At 57.1% G+C, this 21,847-nt stretch carries 15 protein-coding genes; all 15 read right to left on the bottom strand.

From position 1 onward, the window contains the following. Nucleotides 1-46: 46 nt before the first annotated feature. The 15 genes from VE009_RS15435 to VE009_RS15365 all read right to left on the bottom strand — a co-directional run bounded on the left by VE009_RS15435 (nucleotide 47) and on the right by VE009_RS15365 (nucleotide 21,845). Complete coding sequence (locus tag VE009_RS15435; protein ID WP_325009101.1) at nucleotides 47-1,651, bottom strand: extracellular solute-binding protein; 1,605 nt, start codon at nucleotides 1,649-1,651, stop codon at nucleotides 47-49. A gap of 94 nt (nucleotides 1,652-1,745) precedes the next feature. Beyond that, nucleotides 1,746-2,633 (bottom strand): carbohydrate ABC transporter permease, encoded by an 888-nt coding sequence (locus tag VE009_RS15430; protein ID WP_325009099.1) that lies wholly within the window; start codon nucleotides 2,631-2,633, stop codon nucleotides 1,746-1,748. A gap of 11 nt (nucleotides 2,634-2,644) precedes the next feature. Continuing rightward, on the bottom strand, nucleotides 2,645-3,601 hold the full coding sequence (locus VE009_RS15425; RefSeq protein ID WP_325009097.1) for an ABC transporter permease: 957 nt from the start codon (nucleotides 3,599-3,601) through the stop codon (nucleotides 2,645-2,647). 226 nt (nucleotides 3,602-3,827) lie between these two features. Then, the gene (locus tag VE009_RS15420; RefSeq protein WP_325009095.1) at nucleotides 3,828-4,712 is read right to left on the bottom strand and encodes a carbohydrate ABC transporter permease; all 885 of its coding nucleotides are present in this window, start codon (nucleotides 4,710-4,712) and stop codon (nucleotides 3,828-3,830) included. A gap of 18 nt (nucleotides 4,713-4,730) precedes the next feature. Next, the gene (locus VE009_RS15415; protein WP_325009538.1) at nucleotides 4,731-5,588 is read right to left on the bottom strand and encodes an ABC transporter permease; all 858 of its coding nucleotides are present in this window, start codon (nucleotides 5,586-5,588) and stop codon (nucleotides 4,731-4,733) included. 162 nt (nucleotides 5,589-5,750) lie between these two features. Further along, nucleotides 5,751-7,508 carry an extracellular solute-binding protein gene (locus VE009_RS15410; protein WP_325009093.1) on the bottom strand — a complete coding sequence of 586 codons (1,758 nt, stop codon included), beginning with the start codon at nucleotides 7,506-7,508 and terminating at the stop codon, nucleotides 5,751-5,753. Between the two features lie 125 nt (nucleotides 7,509-7,633). Next, a complete protein-coding gene (locus tag VE009_RS15405) occupies nucleotides 7,634-9,241 on the bottom strand; it encodes a response regulator transcription factor (RefSeq protein ID WP_325009091.1) in 1,608 nt (535 codons plus the stop codon). Further along, nucleotides 9,234-10,979, bottom strand: coding sequence for a sensor histidine kinase (locus tag VE009_RS15400; protein ID WP_325009089.1), 1,746 nt, complete (start codon nucleotides 10,977-10,979; stop codon nucleotides 9,234-9,236). The genes VE009_RS15405 and VE009_RS15400 overlap by 8 nt, the downstream gene beginning before the upstream one ends. A gap of 98 nt (nucleotides 10,980-11,077) precedes the next feature. Next, on the bottom strand, nucleotides 11,078-12,130 hold the full coding sequence (locus VE009_RS15395; protein ID WP_325009087.1) for a family 43 glycosylhydrolase: 1,053 nt from the start codon (nucleotides 12,128-12,130) through the stop codon (nucleotides 11,078-11,080). Nucleotides 12,131-12,243: 113 nt separating this feature from the next. Next, nucleotides 12,244-12,603, bottom strand: a complete 360-nt coding sequence (locus VE009_RS15390; protein WP_325009536.1) for a hypothetical protein — start codon at nucleotides 12,601-12,603, stop codon at nucleotides 12,244-12,246. Between the two features lie 54 nt (nucleotides 12,604-12,657). Next, entirely contained in the window at nucleotides 12,658-13,923 is a 1,266-nt protein-coding gene (locus VE009_RS15385) for a glycoside hydrolase family 1 protein (RefSeq protein ID WP_325009085.1), read from the bottom strand. Between the two features lie 74 nt (nucleotides 13,924-13,997). Beyond that, nucleotides 13,998-15,470 (bottom strand): ABC transporter substrate-binding protein, encoded by a 1,473-nt coding sequence (locus VE009_RS15380; RefSeq protein ID WP_325009084.1) that lies wholly within the window; start codon nucleotides 15,468-15,470, stop codon nucleotides 13,998-14,000. A 157-nt stretch (nucleotides 15,471-15,627) separates the two neighbouring features. Then, a complete protein-coding gene (locus VE009_RS15375; protein ID WP_325009082.1) occupies nucleotides 15,628-17,205 on the bottom strand; it encodes a response regulator in 1,578 nt (525 codons plus the stop codon). Nucleotides 17,206-17,232: 27 nt separating this feature from the next. Then, the gene (locus tag VE009_RS15370; RefSeq protein WP_325009080.1) at nucleotides 17,233-18,969 is read right to left on the bottom strand and encodes a sensor histidine kinase; all 1,737 of its coding nucleotides are present in this window, start codon (nucleotides 18,967-18,969) and stop codon (nucleotides 17,233-17,235) included. A gap of 56 nt (nucleotides 18,970-19,025) precedes the next feature. Continuing rightward, on the bottom strand, nucleotides 19,026-21,845 hold the full coding sequence (locus tag VE009_RS15365; protein ID WP_325009077.1) for an alpha-L-rhamnosidase: 2,820 nt from the start codon (nucleotides 21,843-21,845) through the stop codon (nucleotides 19,026-19,028). Between the last annotated feature and the right edge of the window lie 2 nt (nucleotides 21,846-21,847).

Here is a 21,847-nt window from a genome sequence, read left to right as displayed (position 1 = left end):
TAATGACAAACCCCATGATCGCAATGGGGTTTGTCATCCGAGAAACTTATTCCTTCATCGCCTGATAGGCGGCTCTGCGTTCGTCCACGATTTCTTGCCCGCCGAGCCTCAAATATTCCTCGACGCCCGCATCGAAGACGGCATCGAACTCTTCGGGCTTCGCCAAGATGCTCTTCACGACGATCTCCGTCGCTTTCTCCCTGAGCGTCGCCCCGTATTTAATTTCGGCTTCGATCGGACGGTCGAAGCGCGGAGCCGTATATCCGTCCTTGAGCGCATTGACGATCGTTTGCTTCGCCAAATCCTTATAGTCCGGGAACCCGACGGCCACGGCCTCCATGTTTTTCTCGACGCTTCCGAAATCTTTCCCGTTGATGACGATCGCGATATCGAAGTTGTTGTAGAACGTCTTCTTCGCCTCATCCGTCGTGATCGCCACCGGGAACCCGTTCTCGATCGTATGATGCTGGCCTTCGATCCCGTTCGTGAGCGTGAACAGCACGTCCGGCTGCGACATCCAATCCAAAAATTTAATAGCCTCCACTGCGCGTTTGCTCGACTTCGGAATCATCATGTGGATGCCGGTCGGATCGTAAATGATTTTCGGCGTCTTGCCTTCTTCGTTCGTGAACGTATCCATCGCGACGTATTCGGCGCCCGGCACGTTCTTCTTCAGCGTATCGAACACGTTGCCGACTCCCATCAAGCTCGGATGAGCGGCCAGCGCCGTGAATGCGCCGACATAACCGTTCGCTACGTCGCTTTCGAATTGTTTGCCGTCTTTGTCCAGCGCGAAGTCGGGGCTGATCAAGCCTTCCTGATTCATCTTGTTCAAGAACCGGACGCCATCCTTGTAGCCCGGCTTCAGGATTTCTTTGATCCCCGTCGCCGACAGCGCGTAGAAATCTTCTTCCGACATCGGTTTGACGAACGAGCCGATGAGCTGGTCCGTATTCGATACGCTTGTATTGTTCATGGCGCTGAACGCGTACGGGATCACTTTGCCGCCCGTTTGTCCGGGATCCTGCTCCTTAAACGCTTTCATCGTATTGTAAAATTGCTCCGTCGTCGTCGGAACCGGCAGTCCCAGCCGATCCAGCCAATCCTTCCGAATATAAGAGGAATGCGTGAATTGCAGCGTGCGCTTCGCGGGAATCGTATACTGCTTGCCGTCGAATACGCCGTAGGAGAGGACTTCCTCGCCCAAAAACTTCTTCAAATTCGGGCCGTATTGTTCGATCACCGGGCCGACGTCGGTCAAGCCGCCGTCTTTGACATAATTATAGATTGTATTCAAATCGTACGTAAACACAATGTCTGGCGCGTCGCCGGTGGACATGAGCACATTCAGCTTATCCACCTCTTGGTTGCGCGGCACCGGCACGAATTCGAGCTTGATGTTGTTCGGATCGCCGAATTCCTTCTGCATCCATTGCGTCCAGAAATTATCGGTGACCGGGCCCGCTCCCGCCGGCGCATTGCCCCGGTCGAACATTTCCACCCGCAAGGTGACGGGCTCCCCTTTCGTCTCGCCCTCGGCCGATGGCTGGGCGTTCGGTTCGGCCGCGCCGCCGGAGCAAGCCGACAGCAAGCTCGACAGCAGGAAGATGGACGTCAATGACGTAAGACTTGTTTTTCTTGTCGCTCTCATGCTTTTAATCCCCTTCACGCTTATATTTTGGGACTTCCTATATATTGACCCCCTCGGAAGCGGAGGACTCAACCGATTCGCCGCTCCGGCGCGGTCACCCTTTGACGGCGCCGATCATGATGCCCGAGACGAAATACCGCTGCAGCCACGGATACACGATTAAGATCGGCGTCGTCGCGAACATAATGCTGGCTGCCTTAAGCCCCTCCGCAACGACCTCGGTTTGCGTCGCCCCCTCCTGCGCCGTCAAGTCCGTGATCATGCTGTTCATGACGATCTGATACAGCTTCAGCTGAATCGGATACAAATCCGCGTTCGTAATGTAGAAGAGCGCATCCATGTATCCGTTCCATCGGGACACCGCGTAGAACAAGCTGAGCGTCGCGAGCACCGGCAGCGACAGCGGCAGAACGATCCGGATCAACGTGCCGATATGCGAGCTTCCATCCAAATACGCCGATTCCTCCAGGCTTTCCGGAATCGAGGAGAAGAACGTCCGCAGAATGATCAAATTGAAGGCGCTGATCATGCCGGGGACGATAAGCGCTAACAATTTATCCAGCAGTCCCAACTCTTTCACGAGCAAATAATCGGGAATCAAACCGCCGCTGAAAAACATCGTGAAGACGATCAAGAGCATGAACGCCTGTCTTCCCTTCAGCCGTTCCTTCGTCAGCGGATAGGCGGCGCAGATGCTCATCACCATGCTGATCGCCGTGTAGGACACCGTCAGCACGATCGTTAACCCCATCGACCACAGCATCTTCGAATCGCTGAACACAATTTTGTAAGCCGTGAAGTCCAATTCCCTCGGGAAGAGCGTCACTTGATTCGACAAGACGGCGCTTTTCGAGCTCAGCGACACCGCAATAATGTGAAGGAACGGCGCGAGACATAAAAATACCGCCAAACCGATCATCAGCATGATTACGACGTCCCCGAGCCGTATTTTCGACGATTTCGCTTGAATCTCTTTGCTCATGACGCCGCCCCCTACCATATGCCTTGCTCTCCGAATCGCTTGGCGATCGAATTGGCCAGGACGACGAAGAACAGGCCGACCGCCGCTTGGAACAAGCCCGTCGCCGTCGCCAGCGAAAATTGCGCCGATTGAAGACCTACTTTATACACGAACGTACTGATGACCTCCGAATAATCCAATACGAGCGTGTTGCCCATGACGTACGGACGTTCGAAGCCGATCGTCATAATATGACCGAGCTGCATGATCAGCATGACGACGATGGTCGGGCGGATGCCCGGCAGCGTAATATGCCACATCTTCTTCATTCTTCCGGCCCCGTCGACCTCGGCCGCTTCGTACAGCTCTTTGTTGATCCCGGTTAGCGCCGCCAAATAGATGATGGCTCCCCAGCCGGCGCTCTGCCAAATGCCTGTTCCCAGATACACCAGCACCCAATTGTTTTTGTCCGTCAGGAACGGGATCGGTTCGACGCCGAGCGCGACGAGCAAATTGTTGACGAGGCCTCCGTTCGTGGAGAACATCTGATAGACGAGACCGCCGATAATAATCCACGAAATAAAATGCGGCAAATACAAAATCGTTTGCGCCGCTTTCTTATACCAGATGACCCTCAGCTCGTTCAGCAGAAGGGCAAGCAAGATCGGCGCGGGAAACGAAAACAACAAGTCGAGCAAATTCAACAGCAGCGTGTTTCGGAGAACGAGGTAGAATTGACTCATCGCGAACAGCTGCCGGAAATTTTCGAGACCGACCCATTCGCTGCCCGCCACGCCTCGGAAGATGCTGTAGTCCTGGAACGCGATCAGCGTTCCGTACATCGGTACGTACTTGAATAAAATGAAGTACGCGATTGGAAGAATCATCAGCAAGTATAGCTGATAATCGCGCAGGAAGCTTGCTCCCCGCCGGCGCTTTGCGGTCGTCTTCGCCGTCAGCGACTCGCGCTGCAATGTAGCTTGATCCATAAACATCCCTTTCTGTCGGTCGGTTACCCACACTATACGGGGACGCGGGCGAACGAGACAATAGACACCTTTCCGGCCATGAACCGAATTCAGAACCCTTGATACGACTGGGTTTGCGGCGTTGTCCCCGCCCCGGTTCCTCCCTCCGGTTCATCCCCGGAAATGTGTCAATACGAAAGAACAGCCGCCCCGGATCGGTGAGCGGCTGTTCTATTGAGGAGTCCGTTCATTCCTTCACGCTGCCGAGTACAATGCCGCTGATGAAGAACCGCTGCAGGAACGGGTACACGAGCAGGACCGGCAGCGCACCTAAGAATATTTGCGCGGCTTTCACCGTCCGAGTGCTCACCTGGCTCAGGGCGTCCAAGTCGGACGCCGCCAGCGCCGATAAATCCTGCTGGATGATGACCGTCTGCATATAGCTTTGAAGCGGGTAATGCTCCGGCCGGTTCATGAAGATGAGTCCGTCGAACCAGGAGTTCCAATGCGCGACCGTCGCGAAGAGGGTGACCGTCGCGAGCGATGGCAGCGACATCGGCAGATACACGTTCCACAGCGTCCTCCACTGTCCCGCTCCGTCCATGAACGCCGCTTCCTCCATCTCCTTCGGCAAATTGCGGAAGAAATTGAGCATCAAGATGACGTTGAACACCGGCACGGCCGTCGGCAGGACGAGCGCCCAGATCGTGTCCATAATTCCCGTATATTTCACGACCATATAGGTCGGAATCAATCCGCCGTTGAACAAAATCGTAACGACGAAAGCCCAAGCGTACGCCGTCCGCGGCCGGAAGACGCTCGATTCCTTCGACAGCGGGTATGCGATCAAGATCGTCATGAGCATGTTGAGGGTGACGCCCACGGCGACACGCTGCAGCGTCACGAGGAACGACGCCAGGAACGCCTTCTGTTGCGCCACGTACGCATAGCTCTTTACCGTAAAACCGACCGGCCACAGCTTCACCAGCCCCGCCGCCGCGGCTTCGCTCGAGGAGAACGAGATGGCCAGCACATGGATCAACGGAAGTACGCAAGCGAGGGAGACGAGGGACAAGAACGTATAGTTAAAAACGACGAACGCCCTTCTCCCCCATGAAACGTGCTCGACCACGGCTGATCGCTCCTTTCGTTAGAAAATGCGGTAATTGGCGAACCGGTAAGCCAAATAATACGAGAGCGAAATGAACGTCAGAGAGACGACCGACTTGAACAGCCCCACGGCCGTCGCAACGCCGTACTGCGCCTGTTCCAATCCGAGCCGATAGACGAACGTATCGATAATGTCGCCGGTTTGGTATACCTGAGGACTGTACAAGTTGAACACTTGATCGAACCCCGCGTTCAGTACGTTGCCGAGGCTGAGCACAGCCAGCAATATAATAATGGAAGACATGCCCGGCAGCGTAATGTGCAGCGTTTGCTTCCAGCGCCCCGCGCCGTCGACGATAGCCGCCTCGTAGAGGGCGGGGTTAATGCCCGTCAGCGCCGCCAGGTAGACGATCGTGTTGAAGCCGAATTCCTTCCATACGTCGGAGATGACGATAACGTAACGAAACCAGAAATTGCTGCCTAGGAAGTAGATCGGCTCGATGCCGAAAAGAAGCAGCAGGTCCTTCAAAATCCCTTCGGAAGGGGACAGCATGTCGATCAGGATGCCGCCGAGAATGACCCAGGACAAAAAGTGAGGCAGGTAAATTAAGGTTTGTACGCTGCGTTTAAATACCGCCTTCCTCACTTCGTTCAGAAGGAGCGCGAAGACGATCGGTACGACGAGCTGCGCGGCCATTTTCATGAACGCGATGGCGACCGTATTCCAGAGCACCTGCATCGTGCCCGGCAAAGCCATCACGTACTTGAAATTTTCAAGCCCGATCCACTCGGAAGCGCCGATCCCTCGCGCCGGCACGAATTTTTGAAACGCGATGACGAGCCCCAGCATCGGACCGTAGCAATAAATGACGACGAGCAGCAGCCCAGGCAGGATCATGAGATGAAGCGGCAGCTGCGGAATCCGGCCGCCCCGGCGGATTCTCGCCGCAGACGTCGTCCGGACCGCCGTCTCGCGTTCGGCCGTCGGGTGGTTCATACGGGATCTCTCCTTCCTTCGGCGGAAGAGGGCCAGGGTTGCCCCTCGCCCTCCTCAGCGTCTTTATTTGGACTGATACCACTCGTTCACTTCCGCGGTAATTTGATCGCCGCCGAGCTTTTTCCAATTGCTTACGAATGTGTCGAAGTCGTCGACCGATGCGCTGCCCATGATGATTTTCGTGAACGTTTCCTGCTCCATCTTAAGGAGCGTCGCGTTCTTATCCACCATCGTCGCCGTCGGCGCCACATAGAACTCGCTCGGCTGCAGCAGTTTCTCCGTGACGTACTTGTCGATGACCTTGAACGAGCCTTCCGGTCCGAACACCTTGTCATATCCCCATGCGTTCGCGTCTCCCGTACCTTCCGCCATCGCAAGGCTGTTGTTGTACGCGTCCAGCTCCTCCGGGTTCAGCCCCGACGGATCTCTGCTTTTCAGCGTCGCGACGACCTTGTGATGAATCTTCAAGTTTTTGTCGGGACGGCCGACCGGGTACGGGTAGTACGTCCACGTTTCGATGCCGTTGATTTTGGAATGCTGCTCCCAAACCTCCTTCGGCGTCTTCGGGTCGAACTGCAGCTCCGCGAACAAATTGAGCATTTTGAAGAGCGCTTCCGGGTTTTTCGCATGTTTGTTCACGACGTAGTAATTGGTGACGGAGAGCGCGGGCGTCTGCGGCTTCGCCGGATTGCCGTCGGCGGACACGATCGGGTACGCCTGCCAGTCGGTGTTCGGATCGTTCTTCCGACCGTCATTCAACGGCCACAGCGTGTTCCACATCATGCCGTACCCCATGCCCAACTTTCCTGCGTTCGCCAGCTCGGCTTCCTTGCTTTCGTCCTTGACGCCGAATTCTTTATCGATCAAGCCGTTCTTATACATCTCCTGCAGCTGAGCGAGCGCCGCCTTCATCTCCGGCTGAATGCTGCCGTAGGCCAGGTTCCCGTTCGCGTCTTTGATCCAGCTTTGCGGATACGCGCGGTAGCCGTTGAAGAAGCCTTCCAAGCTGCCGAAGGCGCCGCCGCCGTTCGCCCAGAACAGCGTCTTATTCAAGGCGAGCCCGTAGCTGTCCTTCTTCCCGTTCCCGTCCGGGTCTTGATTCGCGAAAGCGTCGGCTATTCTCAGCACGTCGTCCATCGTCTGCGGCTCCGGCAAATTCAGCTTCGCGAGCCAATCTTTGCGAATCCACAGGATCGGCGCGTTGTCGATCGTGGCGTTGCCGGCCGGGAATGCCATCAGCTTGCCGTCGAACGTCGCGGCGGCGAGGCCGTTCGTCGTCGCCTCGGCGAACTCCTTCACGAGCGGCGACGCGTGCTTCTCATACAGCTCGGTCAAGTCGTACACTTGCTCGGAGTCGACCAGCTGCTTCAGCTGAGTCGGATCGCTCACGCCGAAGATGTCCGGCAAATCGCCGGAAGCGAGGGTGACGTTCATTTTTTCTTGCCCCAAATCCCGCTTGACGACCCACTGATTGTTGATCGTAATGCCAAGCCGTTCCTTCAACGTGCGCGTCCATACGTTGTTATCGATATCGTCCCCGTCCGCGAATTTGAGCTCGTCGATGACGCGGACGGTGGAAATTTCGATGCCCGGCTCGTATTTGCCGAACAACGGATCCGCCTCGGCCGCGGGCTGTTCGGTTGAAGCGCCGCCGGACGTCCCGGACGCGCCGCCGGACGCGCCGCCCCCGGATTCGCTCGAATTCGCGGCGCCGCCCGCGCCGCCCCCGCCGCCACCGCTGCCACCGCTGCATGCGGTCACCGCAAGCGACAAACAAAGCATCGAAGCGATCGCAGCCGCCGCTTGTTTCCTTCGGATCATCGGAATTCCTCCCTTTGTTTGAAAGCGCTGTCTTCCCTTTTAGTATAGAACCCGCGGATCGAGGCGTATATTTCACTTCTTCTAGAAGCGTTGACTTTCGTTTACATGTTCGCGCCCGCCTCCCGTCAAGCTTCGTGCGCGGCGCGGTACTCCTGCGGCGTGACGCCGGTATGCTTTTTGAAATATCTCGTAAAATATCCCGACGTTCCGAAGCCGACCCGAACGGCGATTTCGTGAATTTTGAGCGGCGTAGAGACGAGCAGCTCTTGCGCTTTGGCGATGCGCAGATCGGCGATCACGTCGGACAAATTGACGCCTGCGAACTGCTTATACAGCGTGGAAAGGTAGGAGGCGTTCAAATAAACGACCGACGCCAACGCGTCCAAAGACAGGTCGTCGGCTAGATGCTCCCGGATATGCTGGTTAATTTTTTGGATGACTTTATGCGTCCGTTCGTCGATATTCCGCTGCCTCCGGTCCGTCAGCGAGGAAGCGATGCCCTTCAAGTACGTCACGGCCGATTCTCTGGACGGGTGGCTGTCCACGTCCATCAGCTTCTTCCAGCCGTCCCCGTCGGACGCAGCGCCGGCGCCCCACTCGTTCATATGCTTTAGCAGCATGACGGCAACCGTGTAGTACGCTTGCACGTAAGATGCGTAATTCGGGAAGCTCGCCGCGAACAGCTCGTCGAGGTGCAAGTTCCACTCCTCCTGCCGGCCGGATTCCAGCAGCTGCTCCAATTCCGCGAGCCGCCGGTCGGGCACGCCGGCGTAACCGTCCCGCGGCGCCTCCGTCTCGCAATGCGTGAGCAGCATCTCCGTGCCGTCCCCCAGCCCCAAAATCATCGTCTGCTTCAGCTGGCGGTACGCCGCGGCCAGCTCCTCCCACGCGCAAGGACGCCCGGTCGTCACGAGCGAAACCGGCAGCCGCAGCAAATCCTTGCAGGTCGATTGGATGCTCTCGAGCGTCCCCAGCACGAAGCTCGCCGTATCGTCCCATTCCGCTTCGCTGCCGCCTGCGGGCTGGACGAGCCAGACGAAATACGCGCTTCCGAGAATGACCGGCAGGAACGCGACGCGCGCCAAATATTCTTCGGCGATGTTCTGGATCGCGTACAGCAGCAGCATGCGGCCGGAATCCCGATCCTCCTCCCGCCATCGGTCGACGCGGCCCGCGACGAGCAGCGCCTTGCAGTCGGTGCGCAGCGGCACCTCAGCTTCCTGCAGCCTTGCCGGCTGGAGGCATGAGGAGGCCCGCTGCGGGTCGAGCAAGCCGTGGAACCAGTCCTTCCGCAGCAAGGGCATCGCCTGCGACATTTGGTTTCGCGCCTTGACGAGCGCCTGCTCGTTCATCGCTTCTTCGCGGATCGCGCCGATCGCCTTCCGAATCGCCCGTTCGACCGCCTCGTCGCCCTCCGTCTTTAAGATGTAGTCGACGCCGCCGTTCCGCAGCGCATGCTGGATGTACTGGATATCGCTCATCCCGGTCAGGAAGATGACCTTGCATCGCGGCCATCGCGCCTGAATCCAGCGCTGCAGCTCGAGCCCGTCCATGCCGGGCATCCGAATGTCGCTCAGCACAATGTCCATCTTCGCGCGCGTCATCAGCTGCACCGCGTCCTCCGAGGCGCAAGCCGTGTACAGCTCTACTCCTAAATCGTCAATCTCCTGCAACATTTCGGCCATCGCTTCCACGACGTACGGTTCGTCGTCGACGATCAACAATCTATGCATGCTCGTTCTCCTCTCCCCTCGGAATGACGAGTTCGACCCGAAGCCCTCCCCGGCCGCCGGCGGTAAGCCGAAGTCCGCTTCGTTCGCCGTATTTGATCCGCAGTCTGCGGTGAACGTTCAACATCCCCGTGCTTTCCCGCGCGGCGTCGTACGTCCGCAGCGCCAGCTGCAATTCATCCAGCTTTTCCTGCGTCAGCCCTTCGCCGTTGTCCTCGACCGTGACGATCAGCTCCTCCGGCCGAAGCGTAATGCCGACATGAAGCCAGCCGCCCCGGGACATTTTCTCCAGCGCATGCTGGTAAGCGTTCTCAATAATCGGCTGGAGCAGGAGCCGCGGAACCGGCAGCTGCTCCGCCCCCTCCGGAAGCTCGTCGAACGACGTCTCTACCCGGCCGCCGAACCGGATCGATTGAATCTCCATATACGTCCTCGCATGGTGCGCCTCTTTCGCGAACGGCACCTCGTCGGCCGCGTCGCGCGTGATGTATTGAAAATAATCCCCCAGATGCTTCGTCAGCCGCAGAAGATTCTCGTTGTCCTCTCGTTTCGCCATGCGGTATAGAATGTAGTACGTGTTGTACAGAAAGTGCGGATTGATTTGGGACTGCAAGTGCCTAAGCTCCGACAGCTTCGCCCGGTATTGCTGCTCGTACACTTCGTGCACCAGCACGTTCAGCTGCCGAATCATCGCATTGAACTGGTCGTACAAATACCCGAACTCGTCTTTGAACGGATACGCCACCGTCTGGTTCAATTGGCCCTGTTCGACGCGCCGGAACGTATGCATGAGCGCGCGCAGCGGCTGGTGGATCAGCCGGTACAGGCTGTAGGAAAACAGGACGGCGATCGCCGCGGACGCCGCGGACAGGGCGATCAGCCACTTGCGGTACGTCAGGACCGGCGCGTTCACTTGTTCAGCGGGGACGAACATCGTCAGCGACATGCCGAACCGCTCGGACGGCTTCGTCGCCGCCAAATACGCTCGCTTTCCGATGTCGACTTCCCTCAGCGCGCCGGCCGCCCGCCCGTCGACCGATTCGAACAAGTCGCGGTGTTCGCTCGCGCCCGCCGTGCCGACGACGGCCCAATCGATGCTCTTGCCGGCGAGCACGGCGCCGCCGCCTTTCGTCGTAAACCGGGCGAGCGCCGACGTCAGCTCGGAACGGGAAATTTCGATCAAGAGCAGAAAGACGGGGCGCCGCTTCGTCGACGCATCCGGGTACGCCATGCTGATAAATATGCGATCCTGCCACACCATGAACGGCGATTCGAGCCGGCTCGGCGCAAGTCGAAGCGCTTCGAACTGCGACGAATCGAATTCGGCGATCGACTCGTCGTTGGACGAGATCGTCCGATGCAGCAGCGGGATCATGACGGACACATTCTCCACGAACACGCTGGACTGCTTCAGCAAATCGAGCCGCCGTTTCAGCCGGAGTATGGCCTGCGTTCGGTCGAAATCGGTCATGATCTCGGCTTTGACGCTCAAATTTTGCAGGTCTTCGTCGTTCACGTACTGCTGCAGCAGCTGGTAGACGCGATACAGATCGTTGTCGATCATCTCCATGTACAGATCGACGCGGGACGACAACGAGCTCGCGATTTCTTGTTGAATATTGCGGGAGCCGGATTCGTTCATCAGCGTCCCGATAATGTACAGCGGGCTTAATACGAATAGAAAAGTAAGCACAAGCTTGGGAAAAAGCCGGAGCGAAGCGATTCGCGTCTTGAGGTTCAAGCGGATCACGTCCTATTCGATCGGATCGGAGCGACGCACGGGTCCATAAGCGGAAAAAACCGTACCTCCTTGCCGAAGGTACAGTTTTCCACATTATACTATTCGAAGTCTTCGATGCGCCATTCTTCTTTCCAATCCAGATACGCCATCTTCCCGTCGAATCGGAACGGCAGCCACACATAGTCCGCTTTCGTGGTGTCGACCGGCTGGAAGTGGTCTACGGTCGGGTCGAGCCCTTTGTCCGGATTGAAGATTTGGTCGAACCGCTCCGCCGCCTCCTCGTACGTGGCCGGATTGCCCGGCGTATGCTCCGTCACCCAGCGATCCGCGAGCGCGATATACAAATCTTTCTTATGCGGATGCTTGAATACGGAACAAATTTGCGAGCCGAACGACGTGTTCGTCGCATCCCCGACATGGGGATTGCCCAGCACTTCGAACGGGCCGTGGTACAGCTTGGCGCACGCCACCTCGGAAGGGTTCGGGAAGTAGCCCGTCGTGCCGGACGTGACCAAGTAGTGCAAACCTTTCCTGTAAAAATAAGCGGGCGCTTCCCTTACGTAAGGCGGATGCGGCTGCGGGAAATGCGTCGAGTAATACCCGGTGACATCCGTATAATCGTCGGTCAAGTCGGCGCAAATCATTTCGCTGTGAACTCTTTCGAAATAGTAGTACGCTTTGCCGTCGCTCGGATTGACGACGAGGTCGAAGTCGCCCGCGTGCATGCCGAGCGGCTTCAAGTCCTTCTTCACGATCGTATACGGCCCGAGAATATCGTCCGCGACGAGAACGGTCGACTTTTGGGACGCGTCCGGTTGCATGATTTTCAGCCAGCAGACGTACTTCTTGGTGAAGCGGTTAAAGATGATATGAGGGCGGTCGACCAATTTGGTAGGATGCAGAGGCGACTGCTCGTTGTCCTCATCCGGGGGAATGATCAGCCCTTTGTCCTCCCAGTTATACAAATCCTTCGAAGCGTAGCATCGAACGCCCCAATGCCAAATGCCGCTCCCGGGCGCAGACTTTTCCTTATTTTCGCCGTACCAATAATAAGTGCCGTCGATGTACATGATGGAGCCGCCGTGCGCATGAATTCGTTTGCCTTCCGTATCCAGCCACACTTGGCCCGGTCGGATCGAGTGGTAGGTCACCGGAATCCTGTCCCCCTTCAGTTGATGAATCCGTTACATTCTTCGCAACCAAATTATATAACGGCCATACGCGGGGGATCATTGTTCATCTTTCCAGTTTCGTTGACCTTTCTTTAGGAGTTCGCCCCTGGGCGGTACCGGAACCAATCGAAATGCGCAGGAGCGGCGCACGCGCTCCCGTTGCCCGTCGCGTACATGCCGAAGTACACTCCTGTAAAACCGCCCGCCGTCTCCGTAGACAGCAGCGAGCACTCACCCGAACCGAACCACGTTCGTTCCCCGTTCGGACGCTCGTAGTAAAACCGATACCGGGCCGGATCCGCCTCGACGCCGAACACGATGTCCGTCCCCTCGTACGGTTCCTCCAGCTCCGCTTTCCACAGCGAACCGATCCGGCGCCGGAAGCGTACGAAGCGCTGGCCGTCCCGCCGCGTCAGCGCGATATCGTAATGGAACCGCTCGTCCGACCTGATGCGCCGCCGTCGCCGATCCCCATAAGAACCCCTGAGGAAATGCCTTGTTTATGCTCATTCCGGCAGCCCTCCGTTCCGGGCGATGCGGCCCAAATACCGCGCGCTCTCCTTCGGCTTCCGCTCCTGCGTCGCGCGATCGACTGCGATCAGCCCGAACGTCATCCCGTAGCCCGCCTGCCACTCGAAGTTGTCGAACGCAGTCCAATGCATGTACCCGCGCACGTCGATGCCGTCGTCAATGCACGCCTGCAAGCCTTCCAGCCCTCTACGAATAAACTCGACTCTACGCTCGTCGTCGTCTGTCGCGACGCCGTGCTCCGTCACGATGATCGGAATCGACAGCGCTCTCGCGACTTTGCGAATAACGAGGCCCAACGCTTCCGGGTAATACTCATATTTCATCTGCGTCAGCTCGGCGCCTTCGCCCGGACGCACTTGACCTTCCGGTCCGTACACTTCTCTCGAGTAATTTTGAAGCCCGAAGAAATCGTCACCGTCCATCGCATCCACGAATTGCTCGAATACGAGCTTCCATCTTGCCGCAGCCGCCGCTTCCCCGCCCGGGACCGATTGAATGTCGGACAACGCCATCGACCAGCCGACCTGGGTATGCGGCGAAATCCGCTTGATCGTCTCCCTCGCCTTCCGGTGCGCCTCTTTCAGCAGCTCGATCTTCGCTTCGTCCGAGATCATATGGAACGTCACGTAATTGTCGACGGTCGTTCCGCATAAGCGAGCGGCGTCCACCCTCCACTCGGGAGCCGACCACGTCGCGACATCGATTCCGACCGGAGCCACGAAGCCGATCTTCGTGAAAATATCGCGCAGCATCGTAGGCAGATTGATTTCGTTAAACGTTAGCGCGTACGGAATGAGCGATCCCAGCTCGTTGAACACGAACTCGCAATACCGAGCGAACCGTTCCGGCACGTCCGGGCTGCCCCAGCCGCCGTAACGCATCAGCCATTGCGGCGACGAGAAATGATGCATACAGACGATCGGCGTTAACCCGTACTCGCGGCACGCCTCGAGCATTCCGCGGTAGTGCTCGATCGCCGAACGGGAATATTGACCCGGTGCCGGCTCGATGCGCGCCCACTCGAATGAGAATCGGTATGCCTTCAGCCCGAGGCTTGCCATCAGCGCGATGTCCTCGCGGTACAGCCGATAGTGATCGATCGCGTCGCCGGACTTATCGGCGTACGGAGAGCCTTCCGCTTGCTCCTCCGCCCAAAAATCGCTGTTCGTGTTATTGCCTTCGACCTGATACGCCGCCGTGGACGAGCCGACGAGAAACCCTTTCGGAAACGCGTTTGCCATGATGCGACACACTCCTAATCATATTTTTTGAAAAAAAAGAACCGACCACTCGCATGGTCGGTTCGTCGACGAGGTTACTTTTGCTGCGCGAGCCAAGCGTCCAATTGCTTTTGCTTATCCGCGATGATGGTGTCGATGCCGGCCGCTTTCAATTTGGCGACGAATTCCGGATGCACCTTCTCCGGGTCGACGCTGCCCGTCTCCAGCGCTTTCCGATATTGATCCAGCACGTTCTTGACCGCTACGATTTCATTGGTGACCGCTTCGGTCTTCGGCAGGAAGCCTAACGCGCGGGAACGCTCGACCGTCTTGCCGAACTCCAGATCCGCTTCGCGCAGCGCCGGGTCTTCTCCCTCCAGCACATACGTCAACAACCGGTTGCCGAACATGAAGGATTGATTCATCCGATACCCGCTGTCCGGAATAAGCGAAATGACGTTGTCGCTCACCTTCGTGTAATGTTTTCCTTCGATTCCGAAGTTGATTAAATTAATGATGTCCTTGTCCGAATACATCAGGTTGAGGAACTCCATCGCCTTTTCCGGGTGCTTCACGTTGTTTCGAGGCATCGCCCACATCAAGCCCAATACGTTTTGCGTCGTAAGGACCGGCTTTTGCATAACCACCTTAACTACCTCTTTGCCGGACGTCGTCGAAATTTGGTCTTCCAAGAATACGGTGTTTCCTTCGAAGATCGAGAACACTTCGCCGCTCTTAAGCAAATCTTGCGGCGCCGACTTCGCGTTCGCGGCATCCTTCGGCAAGTAACCGGCTTGGTACCAGCTTCTCATCTTTTTCAACGCTTCCACATATTCCGGCATCTCGAACAAATTGACGACTTTCATGTCCGCAGAGTTGTGCGGCAGAACGCCCAAGCTGTTGGCCAGCGTATCGTAGCTCAACCAGTCGACGACGTGCGTCATCGGCATTGGGCCGTTCGGCGCGGCAAGGCCAATTAAGTTCTCCTTCTCTTTCATCGTCTGGAACACCGCGTCCAAGTCGTTCGTCCCTTTGATCTGGGAAATATCGAAACCATGCTTCTCCAGCAGGTCCTTCCGCATCAGGAGCGCCGTGCCCGTATCGGTGAAGCTGTTCACCGGCGTAGCATAGATGCTGCCGTTGATTGTGGCCGCCTCGAGCTTGCTGTCGCCTAACGCTTCTAGAACGCCCTGCCCATGCGTTTCGAGCAGCTCGTCCAGCTCAAGAAATTGATTTTTCGCAACGAAGCTCGCATAATCTTCGAAGCTGGCCACGTATAAATCCATCTGCTCATTGCCGGCCAAGATCAGGTTTTGTTGCTGAAACCATTGACCGATCGAAATTCTGGACAGCTTTACCTTGGCGTTTATTTTCTCCAGCGTAATTTTGTTAATTTCCGCTTCCACCGCGTCGGTATCCGCAGGCACTTCTCCTAGAACCGGATAGCCTAATACGATTTCGACCGGTTCGCTCTTCGCAGCGGCATCCGTCGGCGTTTCCTCCGCGGTCGGCGCGGAACCATTGTTTGTCGTTCCCGTGTTAGAGCCGCAAGCCGTCGCAATTGCCATGAATGCAGCCAATCCAGTACATAAGAAAGCCCTTACTGTCTTTTTCATGCCAAACCCCCCGCAATAGGTGTGATTTCGTGGTACTGTATTCATCATACAATCCCGCCGGCGGATCGACCGCTCGAACTTCGACCCCGGAGCAACACAATCTCGACTTCTACCGCTTCATCTGCCGATATTCGTTCGGATTGGCTCCGTATTGCTTTTTGAACGTTTTGGCAAAATGCGACGTATTGGAATACCCGACGTTCATCGCGATTCTCGTCACCGGCATATCCGTCTTCGCCAGCAGCTCTTCCGCGACGCGCATCCGCTCGTTCAATAGAAATTCCGTCATCGAGAGTCCGGTTTGCTTCTTAAATAACCGATTCATATAATCCGGATGTAAAAAGAACGAGCTTGCGATGATCTCCCGATTCAGGTCCTCATGCATATTTTTCGTAATATAGGCTTTGACCTTGCCGACGATCGACTCGGACGCTTCGATTTCCTCCGCATATCCGAGCGCTTTCTCGATCAAATGGTGCGCCCATTCCGCCATATGCTTCACGGAGTCGGCGGAACGGTCGGACAGCTCGACGGAAACTTGGTCACGGAATAAATGATGCGCTTGAATGCCCTTTTCGCCCAGCACGGAGTATACGATTTGAAGAAGATCCTGGTGAAATTGGTGCAGCGTTAACGTCTTTAACCCCGGAACGCCCTGCAGCCTCTTTAAAAACTTGTTCACTTCCTCCAGAAGCCGCCCCTTAGAGCCAGAGCCCTCTTGCAGCATATGCAGCCAGAGCTTCATGTCGGGCCAAGCCACCGCAGCATCCTCTTCCCGCTGCTCATCCAGGAATAGCACCTGATTTTCGCTCGCGACGTTATCTCGCATCAGTCTCTCCAATCGGGAGTGCGCGATCGGCAGCTCATGGACCGCCGTCGGTTCGCCGACGTAGACCGAAAGATCGCAGTAGAAAAATCTCCGGCAATTGTCAATGTATTCCTGCAGCAGCTTCTTTATCTTTCCCTTATCGGCCGTGATGCGGCCCAGCATCGCCACCAGATAGTTCCGTTCCGGCGCAATAATGCCATACGTCTCCCCGATGCCGCCGGAGCTCTCCTGCAGCGCATTCGCCAAGGCGTATTCCATAATTTTCTCGTCCCGCTGGGTCAGCTCTTTATGCCACCTTCGCACCTGAACCCGCACCGGCGTAATCGCTAGGCCTTCCGGGAGGTGAATATTACGTTCGCGCGCCGCCGATTCCACCGCCTCTGGAGAGGACGGGATCGTTCGGCTGAAGATGTCGGTCCAAAACCGCTCGATAAACAACGGATGATGCTTCACCCACGATTCGCTCCGGCGCTTCAGCTCATGCTCTGCCTTCAACTGTTCAATCGCCTTGGAAATCGCCGCCTCTAGCTCCTCCGGCGGGATCGGCTTCAGCAAGTAATCTAAACTGCCCAATCGAATGGCTTCCTTGGCAAAATGAAAATCGGCGTGACAGGTCAAAAAGATCGAGACGGTGGAAGGATGCTGTTCCCGCACCCAAGCGAGCAGCTCGAGCCCGCTCTCCTTCGGCATCTCGATATCGCATAGCATCATATCGATCTGCTGCTCGGCGAATAGCTCCTTCGCCTGCTTGGCGCTGTTCGCGTCGTACACATGCTCGATGCCCAGCTTGCTCCAATCGATCGCATTCATGACGCTCCGAACCGCCAGAGGCTCGTCGTCGACGATAATGAGGTTCATTCGGCTTAGCCTCCGTAACTAGTAAGTTTAATTCGAATGGAACGGAAGCCGGATGACGACCTTCGCTCCATGGGGCAGACGATTGAAATACTGAATATAGGCTCCCTCTCCATACAAAAGGCGGAGCCGGTGCCACGCGTTCCAAGCCCCAATATGCTCGCCTTGCTCGTCGACGATGCGCTCTCCCGCGTTTAACAACGGAAGCAGCCGTTCATCGTAGCCGGCGCCCTCGTCCGCGATTTCGATCACCATCGCGGCATCTCCCTCCCAATCGTCCCCGCGAACCGTAACGTCCAAGGCGAGGGGATTCTCGACGGAGGACGCGTATTTGAGCGCGTTCTCTACGTACGTCTGAATGATAAGAGGCGGAACCATGGCCTTCAGCAGCGGTTCAGGAGCATCGATTCGGCAATTCAACTTCTGCTGGAATCTCAGCTCGTGGATCGCCAAATAATTGCGAACGTGCTCGAGCTCGTCCTTCAGAGGGACGAACGTTAAGTTGCTTCGGAACATATACCGGAAATGTTTGACGAGCCGCAGCGTCATGTCTTTGATTAATTCGAAATCCTTGTCCAACGCTAGGCTATAAATCAAATTCAGAGTGTTCATGAAAAAGTGCGGGTTGATTTGCAGCTGCAGATGCTGCAGCTCCGCTTTTTGTTTACTTAACTGCTCTTCGTACACCGAAATCTTTAAATCCTGGATTTGCCCGATCATGTCGTTAAAATTGCGGTTGACGGCCGCGAATTCGTCGGACGTTCGGAACGGCTCGATCCTCGTTTGCAGGCTGCCGTCTCCGATTCGTTTCATCGCGTAGATGATTTTATTGAGCGGGGTGAGCACCGTTCTTCGCAAATAGAGGAAGTAAAGCGGGATTAAGAGTATCCCGATCAGCGTGATACTGATCACGATCCGGTTGAGGTACGGCAAATTTTGCAGCACCGTTTCATCCGCGACGACGGCCGCGAGCCCGAAATCGCCCTTCGCCGAAGCGGCGTTGATGACGTGGTACTCGTTGCCGGGCCCCGTCGTATAGGCTTGATTCCGAACGGGCTGCAGCTGCAGCTCCCGGGACGTCACGTAGTCCCGGTTGGTCATTGGAACGCCCGATTCCGTAATAAACAGCGAGTTGCCGTTCTCCCCGAAGTCGATGAGCGACAAGGGCTTCTGCAGTGTGCTTAGATTGACCCAGGCGCCCAGCCAAAGCCTGTCGCCGGGCTGAATTCGGAACAAATAATGGTCATCCCCGATCTTCCTTACGAACCAACGGGTCGGTACGCTGCCGTCCTCGAACGATTGCAGCAGCTCGGTTTGAATGTATCGATTCAGCATCGTATACTCCCTGCTGCCGATCCCCGTCGCCGTCGCCGCGATCGCTCCCTGGTCCGGCGAATACACGAAAATCGAATTGACGACGGATTTATACATTAACGCGTCGCTGTCCAGCTTATTGTTCACTCTCACCTTCGCCAGGACGAACTCTTCCTCCGTGCGAGGCCGGCTCATTAATTGAATATCGTAATCGGAAGCAATGAGATTGAGCAAATACTGGTCTACTCCGTCGAGCCCCGCGTCGATCTGCGTCATGTATAAGGACATCATGCTCTTGTTCGAGCTGCCGACCTGCGTATGAACGACCTGCGCCGCGTAGTAGTTGTAATAATACAACAATCCGAACAAAGGCACCGTGATCATCAGGACGCTAAGCGCCAGCTTCGTTCGAACCGAATTGCCTAAAAGCGATAGGTTAAGAAGCCATCTCATCTGTTGCACCACCTGCGAAAGGACCGCCTACTGAGGCGGTCCTAGGAATGTTCGTATTATACACCAACAGTAGACTTATAATAATAGTCCAATTCTTGATCCATCGCGTCCAGCTGCTCGTTCGTAATGCGCGTCACGAACTGCATCTCGCGCATACTGGCTAGTTTCATGCCGAACACGGCTCCTTGCTTCCGATCGATGTCCGGAATATGCTTTCGCACGATCGCCGCGATCCGCTCGTCCGCGAGCAGATCCCGCAAATCGCTGTAAGAATTGTAGCGAGGCAAGTAGGCGACGGTCGGTGCATACGAGAAGCGATGCGTTCCGGCCGCAAGCTTCATGCGGCAGTCGGCGCCGTCCTGTACGATGTCGGACGGTTTGCGCGCCCCTTCGTACCGAATCCTTCCCGGTTCGCAGTCGGGCAGAATCAGCTCCGCTTCTGTATGGAACGGCACGACGAATTCCAGCCGCAGCGTTCCGTCGTCCTCTAGAGACCAGCCGCTCTCGATCGTTCCGGCGCGGCTGTCGTAACGGGCCTTCGCGTGCCGCAGACGGCCGTTCGGCTTCGGCGCGAGCCGGAAGCGGCGATACCCCGGCGCATTCTCCATCGGCTGAATCCCCGCCATATCTTGTACCATCCAGGTGACGATGGAGCCGTAGGCGTAATGATTCAGAGAATTCATTCCGTGCGGAGCCATACTCCCGTCCGGCAACACCGAATCCCAACGTTCCCAAACCGTGGTAGCCCCCATCTTCACCGGATACAGCCAGCCGGGAAGCTCCTCGTTGAGCAGCAGCTTGTATGCCAGATCCCTATGCCCGTAGTCGGACAGCATCTTGCACAGGAAAGGCGTGCCGACGAAGCCGGTCTGCAGACGGTAGCCCGCCTTGACGACAAGCTGCGCCAGCGTATCCGCCGCGCCCTGTCTCCATTCCTCGGGCAAAAGCTCCATATAGAGCGGAAGAATTTGCGCCGTTTGGGTGACGGAGACGATGCGCCCGTTCGGGGTAACGAACTCCTTGAGGAACGCCTCCCGAATCTGTTCGAACAGATTTGTATATTCGCGCTCGTCTTCCTTGCGCCCCAACACTTCCGCGGCTTTCGCGAGCAGTCGGACGGAGTTGGCGTAATAAGCGGTCGCGATGAGATCTTGGAGCGTTCCTCCCGACAAGCTGCCGGTCGTGCTGTCCAGGGCCAGCCAATCGCCGAAATGAGGATCGTTCTTCCACAGATGCGTTTCTCCGGCGCGGCTCCTTACATATTCCACCCAGCTCTTCATCGAATCCCACTGCGCTTCCAAAATCGACGCATCGCCGAATTGCACGTATTGCTGCCACGGAATGATCGTGGCCGCGTCCCCCCAAGCGGCCGAGTACATTCCGCCTCCGATCATCAGCGGAATCACCGTCGGTACGGCGCCGTTCAACTTCGTCTGCTCGCAAGCTAAATCGAACAAATATTTGCTAAAAAATGCGGCCGTATCCATATAGAAGCCTGCCGTCGGAGCGAACACTTGCGCGTCGCCGGTCCAGCCGAGCCGCTCGTCCCGCTGCGGACAGTCGGTCGGCACTTCAAGGAAGTTGCTCTTTTGGCCCCAGAGCGCATTCTGAACGAGCCGGTTGACCAAAGGGTTCGACGTCTCCAGCTCGCCGGTCGATTCCATATCGGAATACAGCACCCACGCCTCCAGCGACTCTGGCTCGATATACTCCAACCCGCGCACGCGCGCATAGCGGAACCCGAAATACGTAAAATGCGGCCGCACCCATGCCGTCGTACCGTCTGAAATATAAGTGAACGTCTGCTTGGCCGTTAGAAGATTATCCGTATAAAATTCCCCGTGCTGCATGAATTCCGAGAATTCCAGCACGATTTCCGTTCCTGCCGGGGCGTTCGCCCGGAACGTCACCCACCCGGCCATGTTTTGCCCGAAATCGAGCACGGTGTCCCCTTGCGGGGTGGTCACGATGTCCGACACGCGGCGCGTCTCCTTGCGAACGACCGGCAAGCTCCGCCGGTCCGTCAGGCGGCCCTTCACCGGCTGCTCCGTTTCCAAGGCCGCGCGCTGCTCCTGCGGCGCCTGCAGCCGGGCGTCCAGCGTTTCCCCGTCGTATATGCCGCTCGCCGTAATCGCGCTTGCGACGGTTTGCCAGGAAGCGTCCGTGCCGATCCGAAGTTCCGTACCGTCGGCCATGCGGACGACCAGCTCCGCCAAGAAAGCCGGGCGTTCGCCGTACATGCGCACTTTGCCGCCGTGCAGGCCGAACCGTCCCAGCGCCCAGCCCGGTCCGAGGATCGCGCTCAGCTCGTTCCGGCCGGCGCGCAGCAAGCCCGTTACATCGTACGTTTGCACCTGCAGCCATGTATCGTAATCGTTACAGCCCGGAGTCAAATATTCGCCGCCGACGTGTTCACCGTTCAACTGTGCCTCGTAGAGCCCAACCCCGCACGCGTACAAGCGGGCGGAGATCGGCGCGGCCGGCAATTCGAACGCTTTGGCGAACGACGGATGCTCGATGTCCTCCGGTGAACCGATCCAACGGGCCTGCCACGCTTCGTCTCTTTTGCCCGTTTCGAACCAAGCGATTTCGCTGTCCGCGACCGCGCCCGCGTCGGTCCATACTCGCACCCGCCAATAGTAACGCGTGCGCGGCTTCCACTCCAGGCGGACGGGGTGCGCGATACCGTCGATGTCTTCTCGTTCACCCGAATCGTAGACGACCTGCCGCATGTCCGGGTCCAACGCGATCCGCACCGCCGCCTTCGTCTGGCGCATGCCCGGTTCGCCTTCGGTCACCCAGCTGAGTACTGCCGTTTGCATGTCGAATCCTAACGGATTCGCAATATGGTTGCATTTCATTTTCAAAATCGGCATTG

Source organism: Paenibacillus sp., assembly GCF_035645195.1.
In the GTDB taxonomy this organism is placed as follows: Bacteria; Bacillota; Bacilli; order Paenibacillales; family YIM-B00363; genus Paenibacillus_AE.
The sequence above is the reverse complement of the archived record's forward strand: the minus strand, read 5'-3'. Positions and strand labels throughout refer to the sequence as shown.